Here is a 17,314-nt window from a genome sequence, read left to right on the forward strand (position 1 = left end):
TCACCGTACCTGCGATAGTTTACGCAGTAGACGATCTTTTCTCAAGAGTTGTGATCGATTGCTACCTCGTACTCTCTCAATGATGATAATATTATTTTTTCCGTTCCTTAAAATTTTGTTACACTTGGCCTTGGGGAGGACCTCTAAGGTAATAAGAATGGAAAACAGAAGCATATTCGTGATAGGAATAGCATGAATAATTTTCGAATTGAAACTCCTGAAAGAAAGGGATTTCGAAGCTGACGAAATCAGAAGAAATAAAGCTTCCTTGAAAAACAATGTTTAGGTATTGAATTTCACCATCTGACTTGTGATGCTTCTTCGGTGACTTATCTGTAAAATCATATGGGTGAATATGCGTGACAATTTCCCCACTGGAAGTTACCTCTTTGTGCATAAATACCACACCACTGATCACAATTACACACATCCATCCTGCTAAGAGGGATGCAAATAATCTGCGGTATGTGGATAGTATGCTCAGCATATTCGGCAACGCGATCGAACTTGTAATTATTCGATGGTAAAGTTAGTCATTATTTCAATAACCTGTTGTGGTCATCGGGAAATACGAGAGAAGGTTTGTGTTTTCTTGCTTCTTCACGATCCATGGTGGCATAGGAAATAATGATTACAATGTCTCCTACTTGTACCAGTCGCGCTGCTGCACCATTAAGACAGATGGTACCTGTGCCTCTTTCTCCAGGTATTACGTATGTTTCTAAACGGGCGCCATTATTATTATTTACAATTTGTACCTTCTCATTGGCAATAATATCTGCTGCATCCATCAAGTCTTCATCAATAGTGATGCTTCCCACATAATTCAATTCGGCTTGTGTCACACGAGCACGATGAATCTTTGATTTCATTACTTCAATCATCATGATTGCAAAATTAATCTTTTTATTGTTTATATAAAGTAAGAAAATGAAAGGGTATTTATTTGATGAATCGAGACTTATTCATTTAACAACATATTATCAAGAAGTCGTACGCCTTCCACCCAAGCTACGACTAGTGCAACATACGCTTTATCAGCATGAAGCTCATTAACCTGTTGTAACGTTTTTGTTTCGCAGATGGCGAAATATTCGAGTGTTACCCCTTCTTCGGAATGGATGATCTCTTTTCCACGCTGCGTTAATTCGTCGGTCGCTATGGATTTAAAATTTGCCTGTACATATCGAAGGGCTTTGGAAAGGGCCAACGCCTTTGTTTTTCCTTCGGTAGAGAGACGCATATTACGGGAACTGAGCGCCAAACCTTGTTGATCCCGTATAATAGGAGAGATGATAAGTTTTATTGGGAGTTGTTTTATATCGATCATTTTCTGCACGACCATGACCTGTTGAAAATCTTTTTGACCGAAACATGCAAAATCAGGTTGCACCAAAGTAAATAGCTTATATACGATCTGTGTTACTCCTTGAAAATGTCCCGGACGGTGTTCGCCTTCCCAAATTGTTTCCAGATCTCCCAAGTTCAGTTGCCAATTTTCATTAGGATCTGGATACATTTCTTCGACCGAAGGCAAAAATAATATATCGCAGGAGGCAGATTTCAATAGTGAGATATCGTTTTCTAATGGTCTCGGGTATTTTTCCAGATCTTTAGGGTCATTGAATTGGGTTGGGTTGACAAAAATACTACATATAGTAATGTCGGCTGATTGTTTGGCCTGTTGGATAAGAGACAAGTGTCCTTCGTGTAACGCCCCCATAGTAGGCACCAAAGCAATAGTTTTATGACTTTCACGAATGCCTAGAAGATACTGTTCGAGGCTGTGTTGTGTGTTGAAAATTTGCACGTATCGCTAACTTTAAAAATGGGAGCAAAGTTGCATAATATATTTGTAATATAAAACCATGATTTTTAATAAATTGTAAAATTCAGATAATTTGCGTACCTTTGTGCTACTGATTTTTATATTCTATTAATAAAAAAAGCAATTGGAGATGGCAAAAACGAAAATATTGTTTATTACCCACGAGATGTCGCCTTTCCTTGAAATAAGTAAAATTTCTGAAATTACACGCCAGTTACCTCAAGCCATGCAAGAAAAAGGATTTGAAATCCGTATTTTAATGCCTCGCTTTGGTAATATCAATGAGCGCAGAAATCGTCTTCACGAGGTGATAAGGTTGTCGGGAATGAATATTGTGGTAGACAATAACGATAATCCATTGATTATTAAGGTAGCTTCATTACCAGCTGCACGTATGCAGGTTTATTTTTTGGATAATGAGGAGTATTTCCAACGTAAAAAGGTTTTCCGTGATGAAAGCGGCAAATTTTTTAATGATAATAACGAGCGTTCGTTGTTTTTTGGAAAAGGTGTGTTGGAGACGGTGAAGAAGTTGGGTTGGTCTCCTGATGTAGTACACTGTCATGGCTGGTTTTCCGCTATGGTGCCTCTGTACTTGAAAAAGGTGTACCACGAAGACCCGACATTTAAAGATGCGAAGGTATTTTACTCCCTATACAAAGAAGACTTTGGCGCCGATACATTAAGTGCCAAATATGGTGAAATGCCGGCACAGGAAGATGTGGACGTACAGGATTCTGCTGCGTATGGTTCAGGTAACTATGTCGACTTATATAAAGGTGCTTTAACGTATACGGACGTCGCTGTAATCAATGATAGTGAGCTGAATGCAGAGGTGCTTCAATTTATTGAAGACCAAAAAATAAGAGTGTTTAAACCAAATGGAGATGATGATTATGAATCGTTTTCTACATTATACGAAGAATTTGCTCCTGAAGAAATAGAAGCATAATAATTAAAGGTTGATTAGAAGAAAAGAGCCGGTTGTCATATTGACAGCCGGCTCTTCTTTTATAACATGATTACCTGGTCTATTTTAGCAACAGCTTTATAATAATCGACCACCTGATCGGCTGTACTTACAAAGGTTTCAATGGTAAATGAATTGTATTTCCCAGTTTTGGAATCTTTGGTAGAAATTTTCGTGCTGGGGTGCTCAAAAAGTTTTTCTATTTGTTGCTTTGTTTCGATTGAAGCTGGTGCTATAAATTTGAAAACATATAGGGAAGGGAATGTTTCTACATCGATCAATTTTTGTCTAAAATTCTCGTAAAAATCTGCCGCGTCATTGTTTCCAGGTATATCCTGTATCTTTATATTATTTAAATCAGCCATTTTATATATCTCCTTTTATAACGTATTAGCAATAAATGTACCTTTTTAATGTTAGTATGAAAAAAGCGACATTTCGTCGCTTTTCCGTTTAATTTTCCATTGATGTAGGCCAGCTTGCTTTATTTTTTCCTAACTTTTTATTTGGTCTATTAGACATCTCAAAAACCAGTTCACCTCCTTTGAGCATTTCATCGTGTGTAATGAAAACTTTGTGATAAGGTCTGCCATTGAGCGTAATGGATTTAATGTATATGTTTTTGGACGAATTGTTGTTTGCAACTATGGTGAATAGTTTATTATTTGGCATGGTAATCGTCGCTTTATTTAGTGATGGGCTGCCGAATACATATTCGCCGCCAACCGGAGAAGCGGGATATAGGCCCATCATTGACCATACTGCCCAAGCGCTCATTTGTCCGGCATCTTCGTTGCCAGCATAGCCATCTGGACGATCGTGATACATCGAATCCACGATTTGTCGGATTTTTTCCTGTGTTTTCCATGCTTCCCCAATGTAGCTATACATATAGGCGATATGATGGCTGGGTTCGTTTCCATGGGCATACTGGCCAATGAATCCGCTAGCGTCGGGTGATTGGTTTTCGCCGGTCATATAAGAAGGAGCCGCAAATAATGCATCGAGCATTGTGCCTAATCCGTTTTCCTTTGGAAATAATTTTGCCAATCCTCTAATATCGTGTGGTACAAAAAACGAATGTTGCCATGCATTTCCTTCAATGTATTGGCTTTTGTCAAAATCGTGCTCAGAATGAAAGGGATCAAATGGCTCGGCAAATTTGCCGTTTTTGAATTTGGCCCGCATAAATCCAGATTGTGGGTCAAAAAGATGTTTGTAATTTTTTGCCCGTTTTGTGAAAAGTTGATAGTCTTCGTGTTTTCCAAGCTTTTGGGCTACCAATGAAATGCAATAATCGTCGAAGGCATATTCCAGTGTTTTGGTCACACTGCCGCCGTTGACATCCTGAGGTACATAGCCATGTTCAATATAAGCCGGAACCTCACGTATTTGTTGAAAAGCGCTTGCACGCATGGCTTGATAGGCTCGTTCCGCATCTACTCCCGGCCAGTTTTTAAGAATAGCATCTGCTAGAACGGGTATAGCGTGATAGCCAGTCATGGTGTTGGTTTCGAATGTGCTTAAGTCCCATACAGGCAATAGGCCATTCTCATCGTAAAAGGAAAGCATGCTATTTAGTATATCGCTATATTTTTCGGGTTGTGTAATGGTAAAGAGTGGTTTCAATGCCCGAAAGGTATCCCAAAGCGAAAATAAGGTATAGCGCTGCGCTCCGTTGGGCATGCGACGTATTTCACCTTTGTAGTTCTTGTATTCACCATCTTGGTCCGAATACAGTGTTGGGGATACGGCAGTATGATAAAGTGCGGAGTAAAAAATTCGTTTTATATTTTCGTTGTCCGTTTCTACTTTTATTTTTGCCAGTTCTTTCTCCCATTTTGCAACGGCGTCATCCCGCACCTGATCAAAATCCCAATGTGGGATCTCCTGAAGTGCTGCAAGCGCCTTATCGGTATTTGTCGTCGATAGGGCAACTTTGATCTTTATACTGGATGAAAATTTAAATACCAGTTGTGCGTTTGCTGATTTTGAACCTCCCTGTGCACTATTGTTAGTGATCTCTAGAAAGGAATCGAAGTCTGCCGCCCTAGCGCCGTTGAATAGGTGATCTGCTATAGGCTGCGACGTGCGTAACGCAAAATAAACGTGTTGTTTATTCGCCCAACCATACGAATACCGATGTCCTATAATGGTGCTGTCATTGCGGATTTCTATACGTGTCGATGTCGGACTATCCCAATTGTAGGCATGTCCTAAATCTATTCTCAATGTAGGTGAACCTGTGTTGGAGGGGAATGTGTACTCATGTAATCCTACGCGTTCGGTACTTGTCAATTTTGTTTGAATGCCATTATTGAATTTAACTTCATAATATCCGGGACTTGCTTTTTCATGCTCATGGGAAAATTTTTGGCGCATATCTATTTTTTCTTTTAAAATAGGGGCTAACATGGGCATGACGGCAATATCTAACCAATCGCCAATACCTGTCCCGCTCAAATGCATGTGACTGAATCCCGCAATGGAATCCGAAGAAATATGATAACCGCTGACCCAGTCCCAGCCATTTTTGCCATTATCCGGTGATAGCTGTACGAGGGAAAAGGGAACTGTAGCTCCGGGATAAGTATGTCCATGACCACCTGTGCCTATAAATGGATCTACATATTTGGTGTAGGTTTGCGCGGTGACAGTGTAGCCTAATAGGCTGAATATAAACAACGCAAGAAATATTTTTTTTGGACTAATCATGTGAAAGATAATGATATGACGGATGTATTTAATTACATTAGAAAAGATAAAACCTTTTAGCAAACTTAGATAAATTTACCTTTATATACAATATAATCACTTTACATATTAAAAGTAAATTATTGGTTACCTTGAGGTAAGATTGGGTAGCCTTCAGAAGACGAAAAAAATCAGTTTTCCGCTGTTGTAGGATTTTTTGGAGAAAATTAAAAATATAATTTAGCTAAAATTATTGTCAAATTTTAGTAGATTGTGCCTTATTAAATTACTGTGATCAAAAATATACCTAATTCATGAAAAAAAGATTGTCTATTAGCGATATAGCCAAAAATCTAGGAATATCAGTTACGACTGTTTCATTTATATTAAACGATAAAGCTAAAGAAAAAAGAATAAGCGATGCATTGACACACCGCGTATTGGACTATGTGAAGAAAGTGGGGTATAAGCCTAATCAGCTCGCTAAAAGCCTTCGTACAGGTAAATCAAAAACCCTGGGTCTGCTTGTAGAAGATATTTCCAATACTTTTTTTGCGAATATCGCGAAGCAGATTGAGCAGAGAGCTTACGACCACGGATACCATATTTTGTATTGTAGTATGAATAACGATGTGAATCGCGCGAAAGAACTTATTCAACTTTTTCATGATAGACAGATTGACGGCTTCATCATTGCGCCTACGGAGGGGCTTTCCGAAGTGATTCATAATTTGCTCAAAAATAATGTTCCCATTGTGTTATTCGATCGTTTTATAGAAGATTTAGATACCAATTACGTCGTGTCGGAGAATAAGCAGGGAGCCTATATGGGATCCAAATACTTATTAGAAGACTTAAAGGCGACAAAAGTTGGTATGCTTACTATCAATTCTGCACAAACACAGATGCGAAGTCGTTTGGATGGCTATATGCAAGCAATGGATGAGTGGGGTAGGGATGCTGTCATTAAGAAAATTCAAGTTGATCAACCGAATGATATAACAATTGATCTGGTACGTGATTTTATTGTCGATAACAAGTTAGATGCCGTTTTTTTTGCGACGAATTATATTGCGATAACCGGACTCAAAGCAATTAAAAAGTATAAATTAGGTATAGATAAGATCGTTTCTTTTGATGATCATGCTATATTTTCGCTATTCCAAACTCCCGTTACCTCGTTGTCACAGGATATAAAGGGGATTTCGGATCATATTATACAGATACTTCTTTCTGAGATCAACGGAAAAAGCAAGGGATATCAGCATATAGTTATCCCTTGTGAACTGAAAGTGAGAAGCTAATTTTCTGCTGTCCTTAGTTTTATTGCTTTTTAGCAGGGACAAATTTCATAGAAATAGAATTTACGCAGTGTCGTGTGTTTTTTGCGGTAAAACCTTCCCCAAGAAACACATGGCCTAAATGACCACCACATTTTTTACAAAGTATTTCTGTTCTTCTACCATCGGCATCGGTTATGCGTTGTACCGCGCCGGGAATTTCATCATCAAAACTTGGCCAACCACAGTGTGACTCAAATTTATCTTCTGAATGATAAAGGGGAGCGTCACACCTTTTGCATACGTAAGTACCTTTTTCCTTGTTCTCCAATAGTTCACCTGTGTATGGTCTCTCGGTACCTTTATGTAAAATCACATATTCTTCCTCTGCCGTTAATTTGTTGTATTTTGTAGTGTCTTCCATATGTTGCTGTACTGATTGTGAGTTGCCATTCGTGCACGCACCTAACATCAACCCGATTATTAAATTTAAAACAAATAAGTTCATTGATTTCATTTCTATTTTATTTTAAAATAAAAGTAACAACGATTGCAAAAATAAATATCCCATAAGTACTAAATTACGAATAATAGAAGACGATAAAAATGATTTTCAATATATCATAATCCTACCAGTGTCATTTTTGAAAATTTTCTTTTTTTTTTAAAAACGGGGATCAGTAAAACGTTTCCTTACGACGGTTTTAATGGCTTAAATGGATATGTAATCGAATTATTTAGAATGAATTTAAATTGATAATTTGCGTCATTAAATTGTCACTGATTACTTAAATAGTTATACTTTTGTGCATTGTTTTATGGGAGAATTCCACATTACAATTAAGTTAAGTAATTTTTATATTCATAAATAAATAGTATAAAGTGCTAAATATGAGAAATATCTCATCCGTTTTGGGAAGACTTGCGAAGTCAATATCGATCAGTTTGGTATTGTTATTTGCCGTTACGATGACATCAAATGCGCAAGATGTAAAGGAAGGTGCAACCCTTTTTAAAGCAAATTGTACAACGTGTCACAAGATTGACAAGAAAGTAACAGGTCCTGCTTTAGCAGGGATGTCGGCACGTCACTCGGAGGAGTGGTTGGTTAGCTGGATTAAAAATTCGAAGGCAATGGTCGATGCGGGGGATCCTGCAGCTGTCGCTATCTACGAAGAGTACAATAAGATGGCCATGACGGCTTTTACGCACTTGTCGGATGATCAGATCAAGAGTATTATTGCGTATGTGCAAGACGAGGAAGTTAAATTAGCGGAAAAAGCTAATAATCCTCCTGTGGATGGTGGTGCCGGGCAAAGTAGTGGAGCTAATAACTTCATGATTTTTGGTTTGGTGGCAATCTTGATTCTAGCAATCGGTGTTGTGATTGTTTTAAACCGTGTAACCCGTACGCTGGAAAAGGTACTTATTAATAATCAGGCGGCCATTCAAGCGGCGCAAGCTAGCCAAGAAACATATGCGGAAAGCCGCAATGCAAAATTCGCAAAAGCATTTTTGAAAAACAAAAAGTTAGTAGGTTTTGCGGTTTTAATGCTAGTTGCTTTATTGGCAGTAGTAGGATGGCGTACCATGTGGAATATCGGTGTGCATGAAGGGTATCAGCCCGTACAGCCAATTAAATTTTCGCATCAAATCCATGCTGGGGTAAATCAAATTGACTGTCAATACTGTCATGGCGGGGCATTTAAATCGAAGAACGCGTCAATCCCCTCTGCAAATGTGTGTATGAACTGTCATAATACAGTAACGGCTTCGGATCACTATGATGGTGAGCTTTCTCCGGAGATCGCAAAACTATATCGTGCGGTAGATTTTAATCCAGATACACGTGAGTATGGCAGCAATCCAAGACCTATTGAATGGGTAAGAATTCATAATCTTCCAGATTTTGCCTATTTCAATCACTCGCAACACGTTTCAGTAGCTGGTGTAGAATGTCAAACGTGTCACGGCCCGATCGAGACAATGGAAGAGGTATACCAATATTCTCCGTTAACGATGAAATGGTGTGTGGATTGTCATAAGACTACTGAAGTGAATGCGGATAATGCATACTACGATCAATTGATTGAAGCGCACGAAAAATTGAAAAAGGGTGAGAAAATGACTGCAGCCATGATCGGTGGTCTGGAATGTGGAAAATGTCACTATTAATAATTAATTAGGAAAACGCAATCTTATATACAGCTTAAATGGATAGCAATAAAAAATATTGGAAAGGTTTAGAAGAGTTAAATCAAACTCCTGCTTTCGTAGAAAGCAATAAGGGGGAGTTTGCTGAACCTATTCCTGTAGAAGATGTATTAAATGAAGCAGGTTTAAGTACAAGAACGCCACGACGTGACTTTTTGAAAGCTTTAGGGTTCGGTTTAGGAGCTGTAACATTGGCAGCTTGTAACCGTACACCTATTCATAAGGCAGTGCCTTATGTGATTAAGCCGGAAGAAGTTACACCGGGTATACCTAATTTCTATGCTTCCTCTTTTAATGGACAAAGTGTATTAGTAAGGACACGTGAAGGTCGTCCTATTTCGATTGAAGCTAATCCGAATGCAATTGGTTTAAATCAGGGAACGGATGCACCTACAGTGGCTTCTGTTTTGGATTTATACGATATGTCCAAATTGCAGAATCCACAAATCGGTGGTAAAGATGTCGAATGGTCTAAATTAGATAGTACCGTTATTGCTTCTTTGGATAAAGCCGCAGCTGCAGGCAAGCAGATTACAATTGTTTCGAATACAGTGAATTCGCCAACAACGTTAGCTACGATAGCGAAATTGGCGGCCAAATACCCGACAACTTCTCATATTCAAGTTGATGCGATTTCCTATAGCGGTATTATCGAAGCGAATAGAAATTCATTTGGTAAAGCTGTAGTACCTTCATACCACTTTGCGAATGCGCAAGTTGTGGTTTCTGTAGCAGCGGATTTCTTAGGGTCGTGGTTGGCAGGTGAAGAACATACACAAGATTATATTAAAAACCGTGACTACAAGTCATTGAAAAATGGTAAGATGTCACGTCATATTCAGTTCGAATCAGGATTGAGCATGACAGGATCTAATGCTGATGTGCGTATCGCTATCAAACCGTCGGAAGAAGGAGCTGTTTTAATCGCGTTATATAATGAGATTAGTGGTCAGAACGTAGCAGGTGGTACGACAAATGCAAAAGCACAGACTGCGATCAAATTAGCGGCTAAAGAGTTAACCAATTCAAGAGGTGCGGCAGTAGTAGTAGCTGGATCGAATGATATAAATACGCAGACATTAGTCAATGCGATCAACACACAATTGGGTGCTTACGGTGCAATTATTGACTTAGACAATTATTCTAAACAATATCAGGGTTCAGATGCCGCTTTCCAACAGTTCTTAACAGCAGCTAAGACTGGTCAGGTAGGTGTTGCATTTTTCTTGAATAGCAATCCGATTTACGATTATTTCAATGCCGCCGATGTAAAAGCTGCTTTAGCGAAGGTAGACTTTAGCTTGTCTTTCGCTGATCGCGCAGATGAAACTGCTTCGGAATTAAAAGCAATTGCACCGGCTTCCACATTCCTGGAATCTTGGGGTGATGCTTCCGCCAAAGAAGGATTATTTACGATAGTACAACCTACTATCAATCCGGTATTTAACACCAGACAAGCTGAGCAAAGCTTGTTGGTATGGGCCGGAGATACAATTTCTATTTACGACTTTGTAAAATTGAATTGGGAAACCAACATTCTTCCAGGTACAGGTAAAGCATGGAAAGATGTATTGCAAGCTGGTTTCGTATATAAAGGTTCGGCCACAGGGTCATCCTATTCTGCTAATGTAGATGTGAATTCGGTAGCTTCCGCTATCGTAAGCGACAGCAAGAAAATTGCTGGAGAGGTAGAATTGAAATTATACGAATCTACTGTCATGCGTGATGGACGCTATGCAAATAACGCATACCTACAAGAGTTACCTGATCCTGTATCTAAAGTAACTTGGGATAATTACGCAGCCATTAATCCTAAGTTTGCAGAAGAGTTGGGCTTAGGCGAACATGGTAAAGTTACTGTGGAGGCGAATGGTCAATCTATTGATCTGCCAGTCGTGTTGCAACCTGGTCAGACTATGGGTACGGTTTCGGTCGCATTGGGTTACGGTCGGACGAAAGTAGGCAAAGCTGGTAATGAAGTTGGAAAGAATGCTTTCCCATTAACAAGCTTGGTAAATGGTACTGTACAATTGGCTGCACAAGCTAAAGTTTCTAAAGCTGCAGGTACTTACGAGTTAGCACAGACACAAACACATCATACGATTGAAGGCCGTAATATTATTCGCGAAACTACTTTCGCTAAATATTTAAAAGATCCGAATTCAGAGTCAGGTCGTTTTGCGGATTCGCATAAAACGTATGATTTATGGAATAAATTTGAGCAACCGGGTCATAAATGGGTGATGGCGATTGACTTGAATGCCTGTACAGGTTGTGGTTCATGTATCGTCGCATGTAACGTAGAAAATAATATTCCGGTTGTAGGACGTGACGAGGTACGCCGTCGTCGTGAAATGCACTGGTTACGTATCGACCGTTACTATACAATCGAAGAAAACGGTACTAGATTCACAAAAGAGAAAGAGATCGCGGATATTCAAGATTTCGAAAATGTAACAGTGGTGCACCAACCGATGTTGTGTCAACACTGTGAGCATGCTCCATGTGAAACTGTTTGTCCGGTATTAGCGACTGTTCACTCTTCAGAAGGTCTTAATCATATGGCGTACAACCGTTGTTTCGGTACACGTTACTGTGCGAACAACTGTCCATATAAAGTGCGTCGTTTCAACTGGTTTAACTACTGGAATGATTCACGTTTCGACAATTACTTAAATAACGAGTTTACACAATTGGTATTGAATCCTGACGTAACTACACGTTCTCGTGGGGTGATGGAAAAATGTTCAATGTGTATACAACGTATTCAAGGTGGTAAATTGCAAGCGAAAATCGAAAATCGTAAATTGAAAGATGGCGATGTGAAAATGGCATGTCAAGCAGCATGTTCTGCAAATGCAATTATCTTCGGTGATGCTAACGATCCGGAATCAGAAGTTTCAAAAGCACTACGCAATGAGCGTGTTTACTACGTATTGGAAGAAATCAATGTTCAACCGAACATCGGTTATATGACTAAAGTAAGAAATACATTTGAAGCGTAATTTTATTCAATATCTGAAATAAAAAAACTATGTCATCGCATAACGAATCAATATTAAGAGAACCATTAGTAACCGGCAAGAATATCACTTATGCTAAAGTGACTGATGATATCTTGCTTCCGGTTGAAAATAAACCAAACAAAGCTTGGTGGATAGGATTTATTGTAGCTGTCTGCGGAGCAATGCTATGGGTTGTGAGTGTTGGATACACCTTCTGGACAGGTATAGGCGCTTGGGGGCTGAATAAAACAGTAGGATGGGCTTGGGATATCACCGACTTCGTATGGTGGGTAGGTATCGGTCACGCGGGTACACTGATTTCAGCCGTATTATTATTATTCCGCCAGAACTGGCGTAACTCCATTAACCGTTCTGCGGAGGCCATGACGATCTTTGCCGTAATCTGTGCAGCGACTTACGTTGTGGCGCACATGGGACGTCCGTGGTTGGCTTATTGGATTTTTCCATTACCGAATCAATTTGGTTCATTGTGGGTTAACTTTAACTCTCCACTCGTATGGGATGCATTTGCCATCTCGACATACTTTACTGTATCCTTGGTATTTTGGTATTGTGGTTTGTTGCCGGATATCGCTTCCGTACGTGACCGTGCTACTGGGCTAAAACGGAAAATATATTCTATTTTCTCATTCGGATGGAATGGCTCTGTGAAGACTTGGCAACGTTTTGAGATTGTATCGTTGATTTTAGCAGGTATTTCTACACCGCTGGTACTTTCGGTACACACGATCGTATCCATGGACTTTGCTACTTCGGTAATTCCGGGTTGGCACACGACAATCTTCCCCCCATATTTTGTTGCAGGGGCGATTTTCTCCGGTTTTGCTATGGTACAGACTTTATTGTTAATCCTTCGTAAGGTGTTGAATTTTGAGGACTACATTACTATGTTCCACATTGAATCGATGAATAAGATTATCATGGTAACGGGATCTATTGTTGGGGTAGCTTACTTAACGGAGTTATTCATTGCATGGTACTCGGGATCGGAATATGAACAGTATGCATTTGCAAACCGTATCGCTGGTCCTTATGCATGGGCTTATTGGGCAATGATGACCTGTAACGTAATCTCACCACAGTTGTTTTGGTTTAAAAAGATCCGTACAAGTATTCCGATTTCATGGGTGTTGTCTATCGTCGTGAATATTGGTATGTGGTTCGAACGTTTTGTAATTATTGTGACCTCTTTACACCGTGATTACTTACCTTCTTCGTGGGCAATGTTTTATCCAACATGGACTGACGTAGGTATATTCGTGGGATCGATTGGTTTATTTTTTACCTTGTTCTTGTTGTTCTTGCGTTTCTTACCAGGTATTGCAATTGCAGAGGTTAAATTATTGTTGAAAAGCTCAAGTTTACAACAAAAAACTAAGTTGGTTCAAGAGGGTGCATTTTCTGATGAACAAGTGGAGTTTTTCAAAAAATCCTTGGGTAAATATGATTCTGTTACAGAGGAAGATATTAAGGCATTAGACGTTAGAAATTAATAAGCAATGAGCAATACAAAATATATATTAGGTAGTTTTGCCGATCCAGATGAAATGATGCATGGGATTGACAAGTTGCAAGCTAGTAATATTAGCATATATGACTGTTTTACGCCTATGCCGATACACGGCATAGAAGCAAAATTGGGCGTTAAGCCTTCACGTTTACCTATCGCAGCTTTTATTTTTGGCGCTACAGGTACCGTGCTGGGATTTAGCTTGCTATATTATACTATGGCTTACGATTGGCCGATGAATGTTGGTGGTAAACCGTCATTGCCGTTGCCAAACTTTGTACCGGTTACATTTGAGGTAACCATCTTACTGTGTGCTTTGGGTATGGTGGCGACTTTTTTCTTCCGTAATCATCTCTTCCCTGGACGTACACCTCGCGTGATGGATTTAAGAGCAACGGATGATCGTTTTATTATAGCAATAGACGCAAATGAAAATACGGATCATGCTTTGATAGATAATTTGTTGAAGGAAGCTGGAGCAGTAGAAGTTAAATACAATGACAGAAAATATGTTAGTTATGAATAAGAAGAATTTTCTCGGAACTGTATGTGTAGCTGTCGCATTAGCAGCAGTTGTTTCTGCCTGTGGCGATGGGACTACACGCGACGCAGGTTGGGAATTTTCGCGCAATATGTATGACCCGATTGCTTACAATCCGGATCAGCCAAATAATAATTTTAAAAATAACCAGACTGCACAAACTCCGCCTATCGGAACTACACCGATTGGTTTCGAACGGTTTGAATTTGCAAATACACTGGAAGATTATCAACGAGCAGGTGTTGAACTAACAAATCCTCTCGCAGCGACAGAAGAAAACATAGCACAAGGAGAGCATTTGTTTTTAGTAAACTGTGCGATGTGTCACGGTGCTGATGGTAAAGGAGATGGTGCCATCACGAAGGACCGTTTTGTGGAGGACTCAAGGGGTAGACGTCAGTTGGAGAATTTCCCTCCTCCGCCGTCTTACGCAGCGTCAACTGGATCTGTATCTTCTAGAGGAGGTGCTATGAGTGATTTGACAGCAGGAAAAATTTATCATACTATTTATTACGGATTGAATGCCATGGGATCTCATGCCTCTCAATTGAATCCAGAGGAACGCTGGAAAGTAGTAATGTACGTACAAGAATTACAAAAGAAATAATCTAACATCGATTTTATAAATGGGAACTCACAGTCATCATCACGATTATAATTTCAGCGAGCAATATAAATTTGCTGGTACCGCGAAGGTACTTAGTTTAGTTGCTATCGTTGTGGGAATAGTTGCAGTCGCATTCGGTATGTTATCTAGTGATCACATCATAGTTGAGCGTACATATGCAAACCTTTTATTGATGGGTTATTATTTTACTTGTGTGTGTGCTGCAGGAGCTTTCTTCGTAGCATTGCAATTAGTAACTCAGTCAGGCTGGTCTGCTGGACTAATCCGTATTCCTCAGGCGATGGCAAGCATTTTGCCAATAGCCTCCATTATATTGTTTATTATTATAGCCTTAGGTTTAACCACACATAATTTGTATCATCATTGGCATGCGGAGGGGTTGATTGATCCCAACAGTCCTAATTATGATGCATTGGTTGCCGGTAAAGCAAGTTATTTGAATATGCCTTGGTTTTTGGGTCGTCAGATTATTTTTATGGGCTTATACAGTGTATTTGCTGTTATATTAGCCAAGCTTTCTTATAATGAAGATTTAGTTGGAGGTTTAAGTTCATACAAACAGAGCTTTAAATTATCAGCTATATTTTTAGTCATATTTGGTTTCACAACACCGATTTGGTCATTTGATACCATCATGTCATTGGAGGCACACTGGTTCTCTACCATGTTTGGTTGGTACAATTTTGCGGCAATGTGGGTAAGTGGATTATGTGTGATTGCGTTGATCTTAATCTTTTTGAAGAAAGCTGGTTATATGTCTTGGGTTAATGAAAATCACCTACACGATTTAGGTAAATTGATTTTTGGATTCTCGATTTTTTGGACTTATGTATGGTTTGCACAGTTCATGTTGATTTGGTATGCAAACATTCCTGAAGAAACAGTGTATTTTTACAAACGTTTTGAACCGGAATACAAACTATGGTTTTGGATCAATATAATCATTAACTTCGTCGCTCCTTTACTATTGTTGGTAGATCGGGATGCGAAACGTAGACTTAATATGATGGCATTCGTTTGTATTCTGTTGTTATTAGGACATTGGTTAGATTATTATATTATGATCATGCCGGGCACAGTAGAAACACATAGAGGATTTGGATTTATCGAAGTAGGTACAGCTATAGGTTTTATGGGTATTTTTATCTTCTTAGTGATGAATAAATTGAGCAGGCACCCGTTGGCTGCCAAGAATCATCCGTTCTTAGATGAAAGCTTACATCATCAAATTTAATAGCAAGAAAAAGGAATTACGTTCAAACGTTTTTAAGAAATGAAGTTAAAAATAAATAACAGATTCAAATCCATATTGGGTTGTCTACTACTAATCAGCTTATTTTTTGCTGCACCCGTTTTAGCTTATCAACAGGATTCTGTTGTAGTAGATACTATAGCAGGAGAGGAGACATCAGCGTCTGTAGGCGTTGAATCCGTTGTGGCTGATACGGCTACTTCGGTCGATGGTATAGCAGCGGGAGCTGATTCTTCGGCTACAGTTGCAGTGTCGTCAGATGATGCAACTAGCACAGGTTCGACCGCGGCTGAAGTTAAACAAATAGATCCACAGGTTTATAAAGACTTTTTCTATTATGTCTTATTATTCTTGGTTATTTGCACTGTTATAGCAGTGATTGGTAAGGTTATTTCGATCTACGAGCTAACACGTAAAACTGAAGGAAAGTATAATCCCCTTGCAAATAATACCTTGCAAGCGGCATTGTTGTTGGCGTTTTTAGTCTTTTTCTTGTGGGGAGTATACTATTCATACACCGTATGGGGGAGTTGGTCGTGGAGAGATGCCGTTACAGAACATGGTGAGAAAATCGATACAATGTTTATTATTACTTTAGTTATTACAACTTTTGTAATGATTGTTGTGCACATTTTGTTGCTGTCATTCGCTTATATCTATCGAATGCGCGCCAACGGTAAGGCTTACTTTTTACCACACAACGATACGATTGAAAAAATTTGGACTATTGTGCCGGCAGTCGTGTTGACGGTATTGGTATTATTTGGTTTCTTTACTTGGAGATCTATTACCAGTGTTCCAGAAGATCTTCAGAAATCAGCACTTCAAGTGGAGGTTTTGGGTGAGCAATTTATGTGGCGTGTGCGGTATCCGGGAACGGATGGTGAAATGGGTAAACGGAATTACAAATTGACGACGGCAGACAATCCTTATGGTATAGATTTTAACGACAAGAATTCTTGGGATGATATATCTGGTGAGCATATCGTATTGCCAGTTGGAAGATCAGTACGTTTCCACATTATTTCTAAAGATATTATTCACTCGTTTTATATTCCGGATTTTCGTGTTCAGATTAATGCGGTACCGGGTATGACTAATTATTTCCAATTCACACCGACGGTAACGACGGAAGAGATGCGGGATCGTATGAACGATCCGAAATATGATTATGTGATGCTGTGTAATAAAATTTGTGGATCGGCCCATTACAATATGCAGAAGAAAGTTGTAGTTGTAACTGAAGCTGAGTATAAACAATGGTTGAGTACACAGAGCAAATATTTCACGGAAGATTTGCAAAAGGAATTTGCGCAACAAAATAAGGAAGTTGAAGGAATTACTACCGCTTCATTAAATTAATAGAACAAA

The 17,314-nt window shown here is 39.2% G+C and carries 15 protein-coding genes; 9 read left to right on the forward strand and 6 right to left on the reverse strand.

Annotated elements, in window-relative coordinates; all coding sequences use genetic code 11:
* Positions 1–118: 118 nt before the first annotated feature.
* From FAZ15_RS22840 to panC, 3 genes are all read right to left on the reverse strand, one after another.
* Entirely contained in the window at positions 119–487 is a 369-nt protein-coding gene (locus FAZ15_RS22840; protein ID WP_238387195.1) for a hypothetical protein, read from the reverse strand.
* A 49-nt stretch (positions 488–536) separates the two neighbouring features.
* Positions 537–887: an aspartate 1-decarboxylase gene (gene panD, locus FAZ15_RS08065; protein ID WP_136900808.1), complete on the reverse strand. Its 351-nt coding sequence runs from the start codon at positions 885–887 to the stop codon at positions 537–539.
* 74 nt (positions 888–961) lie between these two features.
* Positions 962–1,810, reverse strand: coding sequence for a pantoate--beta-alanine ligase (gene panC, locus FAZ15_RS08070; protein WP_136900809.1), 849 nt, complete (start codon positions 1,808–1,810; stop codon positions 962–964).
* Positions 1,811–1,958: 148 nt separating this feature from the next.
* Between panC and FAZ15_RS08075 the strand changes: the two genes are divergently transcribed.
* Positions 1,959–2,780: a glycogen/starch synthase gene (locus FAZ15_RS08075; RefSeq protein ID WP_136900810.1), complete on the forward strand. Its 822-nt coding sequence runs from the start codon at positions 1,959–1,961 to the stop codon at positions 2,778–2,780.
* Positions 2,781–2,839: 59 nt separating this feature from the next.
* Here the strand turns inward: FAZ15_RS08075 and FAZ15_RS08080 are convergent, their stop codons facing one another.
* Positions 2,840–3,163 carry a DUF493 domain-containing protein gene (locus tag FAZ15_RS08080; RefSeq protein ID WP_136900811.1) on the reverse strand — a complete coding sequence of 108 codons (324 nt, stop codon included), beginning with the start codon at positions 3,161–3,163 and terminating at the stop codon, positions 2,840–2,842.
* Positions 3,164–3,251: 88 nt separating this feature from the next.
* Positions 3,252–5,513: a GH92 family glycosyl hydrolase gene (locus tag FAZ15_RS08085; RefSeq protein ID WP_136900812.1), complete on the reverse strand. Its 2,262-nt coding sequence runs from the start codon at positions 5,511–5,513 to the stop codon at positions 3,252–3,254.
* Between the two features lie 293 nt (positions 5,514–5,806).
* Between FAZ15_RS08085 and FAZ15_RS08090 the strand changes: the two genes are divergently transcribed.
* Entirely contained in the window at positions 5,807–6,796 is a 990-nt protein-coding gene (locus tag FAZ15_RS08090) for a LacI family DNA-binding transcriptional regulator (RefSeq protein ID WP_136900813.1), read from the forward strand.
* A gap of 19 nt (positions 6,797–6,815) precedes the next feature.
* On the opposite strand, the gene FAZ15_RS08095 is transcribed toward FAZ15_RS08090, so the two are convergent.
* Positions 6,816–7,244 carry a methionine-R-sulfoxide reductase gene (locus FAZ15_RS08095; RefSeq protein ID WP_394343810.1) on the reverse strand — a complete coding sequence of 143 codons (429 nt, stop codon included), beginning with the start codon at positions 7,242–7,244 and terminating at the stop codon, positions 6,816–6,818.
* A 419-nt stretch (positions 7,245–7,663) separates the two neighbouring features.
* On the opposite strand from FAZ15_RS08095, the gene FAZ15_RS08100 reads away from it, so the two are divergent.
* Genes FAZ15_RS08100 through FAZ15_RS08130 form a run of 7 tightly spaced genes read left to right on the forward strand, consistent with a single transcriptional unit; the run spans position 7,664 to position 17,305 of the window.
* A complete protein-coding gene (locus FAZ15_RS08100) occupies positions 7,664–8,947 on the forward strand; it encodes a cytochrome c3 family protein (RefSeq protein WP_136900815.1) in 1,284 nt (427 codons plus the stop codon).
* Positions 8,948–8,985: 38 nt separating this feature from the next.
* Entirely contained in the window at positions 8,986–11,991 is a 3,006-nt protein-coding gene (locus FAZ15_RS08105; RefSeq protein WP_136900816.1) for a TAT-variant-translocated molybdopterin oxidoreductase, read from the forward strand.
* A 29-nt stretch (positions 11,992–12,020) separates the two neighbouring features.
* Positions 12,021–13,505: an NrfD/PsrC family molybdoenzyme membrane anchor subunit gene (gene nrfD, locus FAZ15_RS08110; protein ID WP_136900817.1), complete on the forward strand. Its 1,485-nt coding sequence runs from the start codon at positions 12,021–12,023 to the stop codon at positions 13,503–13,505.
* Between the two features lie 6 nt (positions 13,506–13,511).
* Entirely contained in the window at positions 13,512–14,048 is a 537-nt protein-coding gene (locus FAZ15_RS08115; RefSeq protein WP_136900818.1) for a DUF3341 domain-containing protein, read from the forward strand.
* Positions 14,041–14,670, forward strand: a complete 630-nt coding sequence (locus FAZ15_RS08120) for a c-type cytochrome (RefSeq protein ID WP_317130487.1) — start codon at positions 14,041–14,043, stop codon at positions 14,668–14,670. Before FAZ15_RS08115 ends, FAZ15_RS08120 begins: the two co-directional genes overlap by 8 nt.
* Before the next feature lie 19 nt (positions 14,671–14,689).
* Positions 14,690–15,925 carry a quinol:cytochrome C oxidoreductase gene (locus FAZ15_RS08125; RefSeq protein WP_136900820.1) on the forward strand — a complete coding sequence of 412 codons (1,236 nt, stop codon included), beginning with the start codon at positions 14,690–14,692 and terminating at the stop codon, positions 15,923–15,925.
* 39 nt (positions 15,926–15,964) lie between these two features.
* On the forward strand, positions 15,965–17,305 hold the full coding sequence (locus FAZ15_RS08130) for a cytochrome c oxidase subunit II (protein WP_238387196.1): 1,341 nt from the start codon (positions 15,965–15,967) through the stop codon (positions 17,303–17,305).
* Positions 17,306–17,314 lie beyond the last annotated feature (9 nt).

Source organism: Sphingobacterium olei (assembly GCF_005048855.1).
Classification (GTDB): domain Bacteria; phylum Bacteroidota; class Bacteroidia; order Sphingobacteriales; family Sphingobacteriaceae; genus Sphingobacterium; species Sphingobacterium olei.

Coding starts and splice junctions, on each gene's coding strand:
- FAZ15_RS22840 (WP_238387195.1), bottom strand. CDS start 487: ATGCTGAGCATACTATCCACATACCGCAGATTATTTGCATCCCTCTTA.
- panD (WP_136900808.1), bottom strand. CDS start 887: ATGATGATTGAAGTAATGAAATCAAAGATTCATCGTGCTCGTGTGACA.
- FAZ15_RS08075 (WP_136900810.1), top strand. CDS start 1,959: ATGGCAAAAACGAAAATATTGTTTATTACCCACGAGATGTCGCCTTTC.
- FAZ15_RS08080 (WP_136900811.1), bottom strand. CDS start 3,163: ATGGCTGATTTAAATAATATAAAGATACAGGATATACCTGGAAACAAT.
- FAZ15_RS08085 (WP_136900812.1), bottom strand. CDS start 5,513: ATGATTAGTCCAAAAAAAATATTTCTTGCGTTGTTTATATTCAGCCTA.
- FAZ15_RS08090 (WP_136900813.1), top strand. CDS start 5,807: ATGAAAAAAAGATTGTCTATTAGCGATATAGCCAAAAATCTAGGAATA.
- FAZ15_RS08095 (WP_394343810.1), bottom strand. CDS start 7,244: ATGTTAGGTGCGTGCACGAATGGCAACTCACAATCAGTACAGCAACAT.
- FAZ15_RS08100 (WP_136900815.1), top strand. CDS start 7,664: ATGAGAAATATCTCATCCGTTTTGGGAAGACTTGCGAAGTCAATATCG.
- FAZ15_RS08105 (WP_136900816.1), top strand. CDS start 8,986: ATGGATAGCAATAAAAAATATTGGAAAGGTTTAGAAGAGTTAAATCAA.
- nrfD (WP_136900817.1), top strand. CDS start 12,021: ATGTCATCGCATAACGAATCAATATTAAGAGAACCATTAGTAACCGGC.
- FAZ15_RS08115 (WP_136900818.1), top strand. CDS start 13,512: ATGAGCAATACAAAATATATATTAGGTAGTTTTGCCGATCCAGATGAA.
- FAZ15_RS08120 (WP_317130487.1), top strand. CDS start 14,041: ATGAATAAGAAGAATTTTCTCGGAACTGTATGTGTAGCTGTCGCATTA.
- FAZ15_RS08125 (WP_136900820.1), top strand. CDS start 14,690: ATGGGAACTCACAGTCATCATCACGATTATAATTTCAGCGAGCAATAT.
- FAZ15_RS08130 (WP_238387196.1), top strand. CDS start 15,965: ATGAAGTTAAAAATAAATAACAGATTCAAATCCATATTGGGTTGTCTA.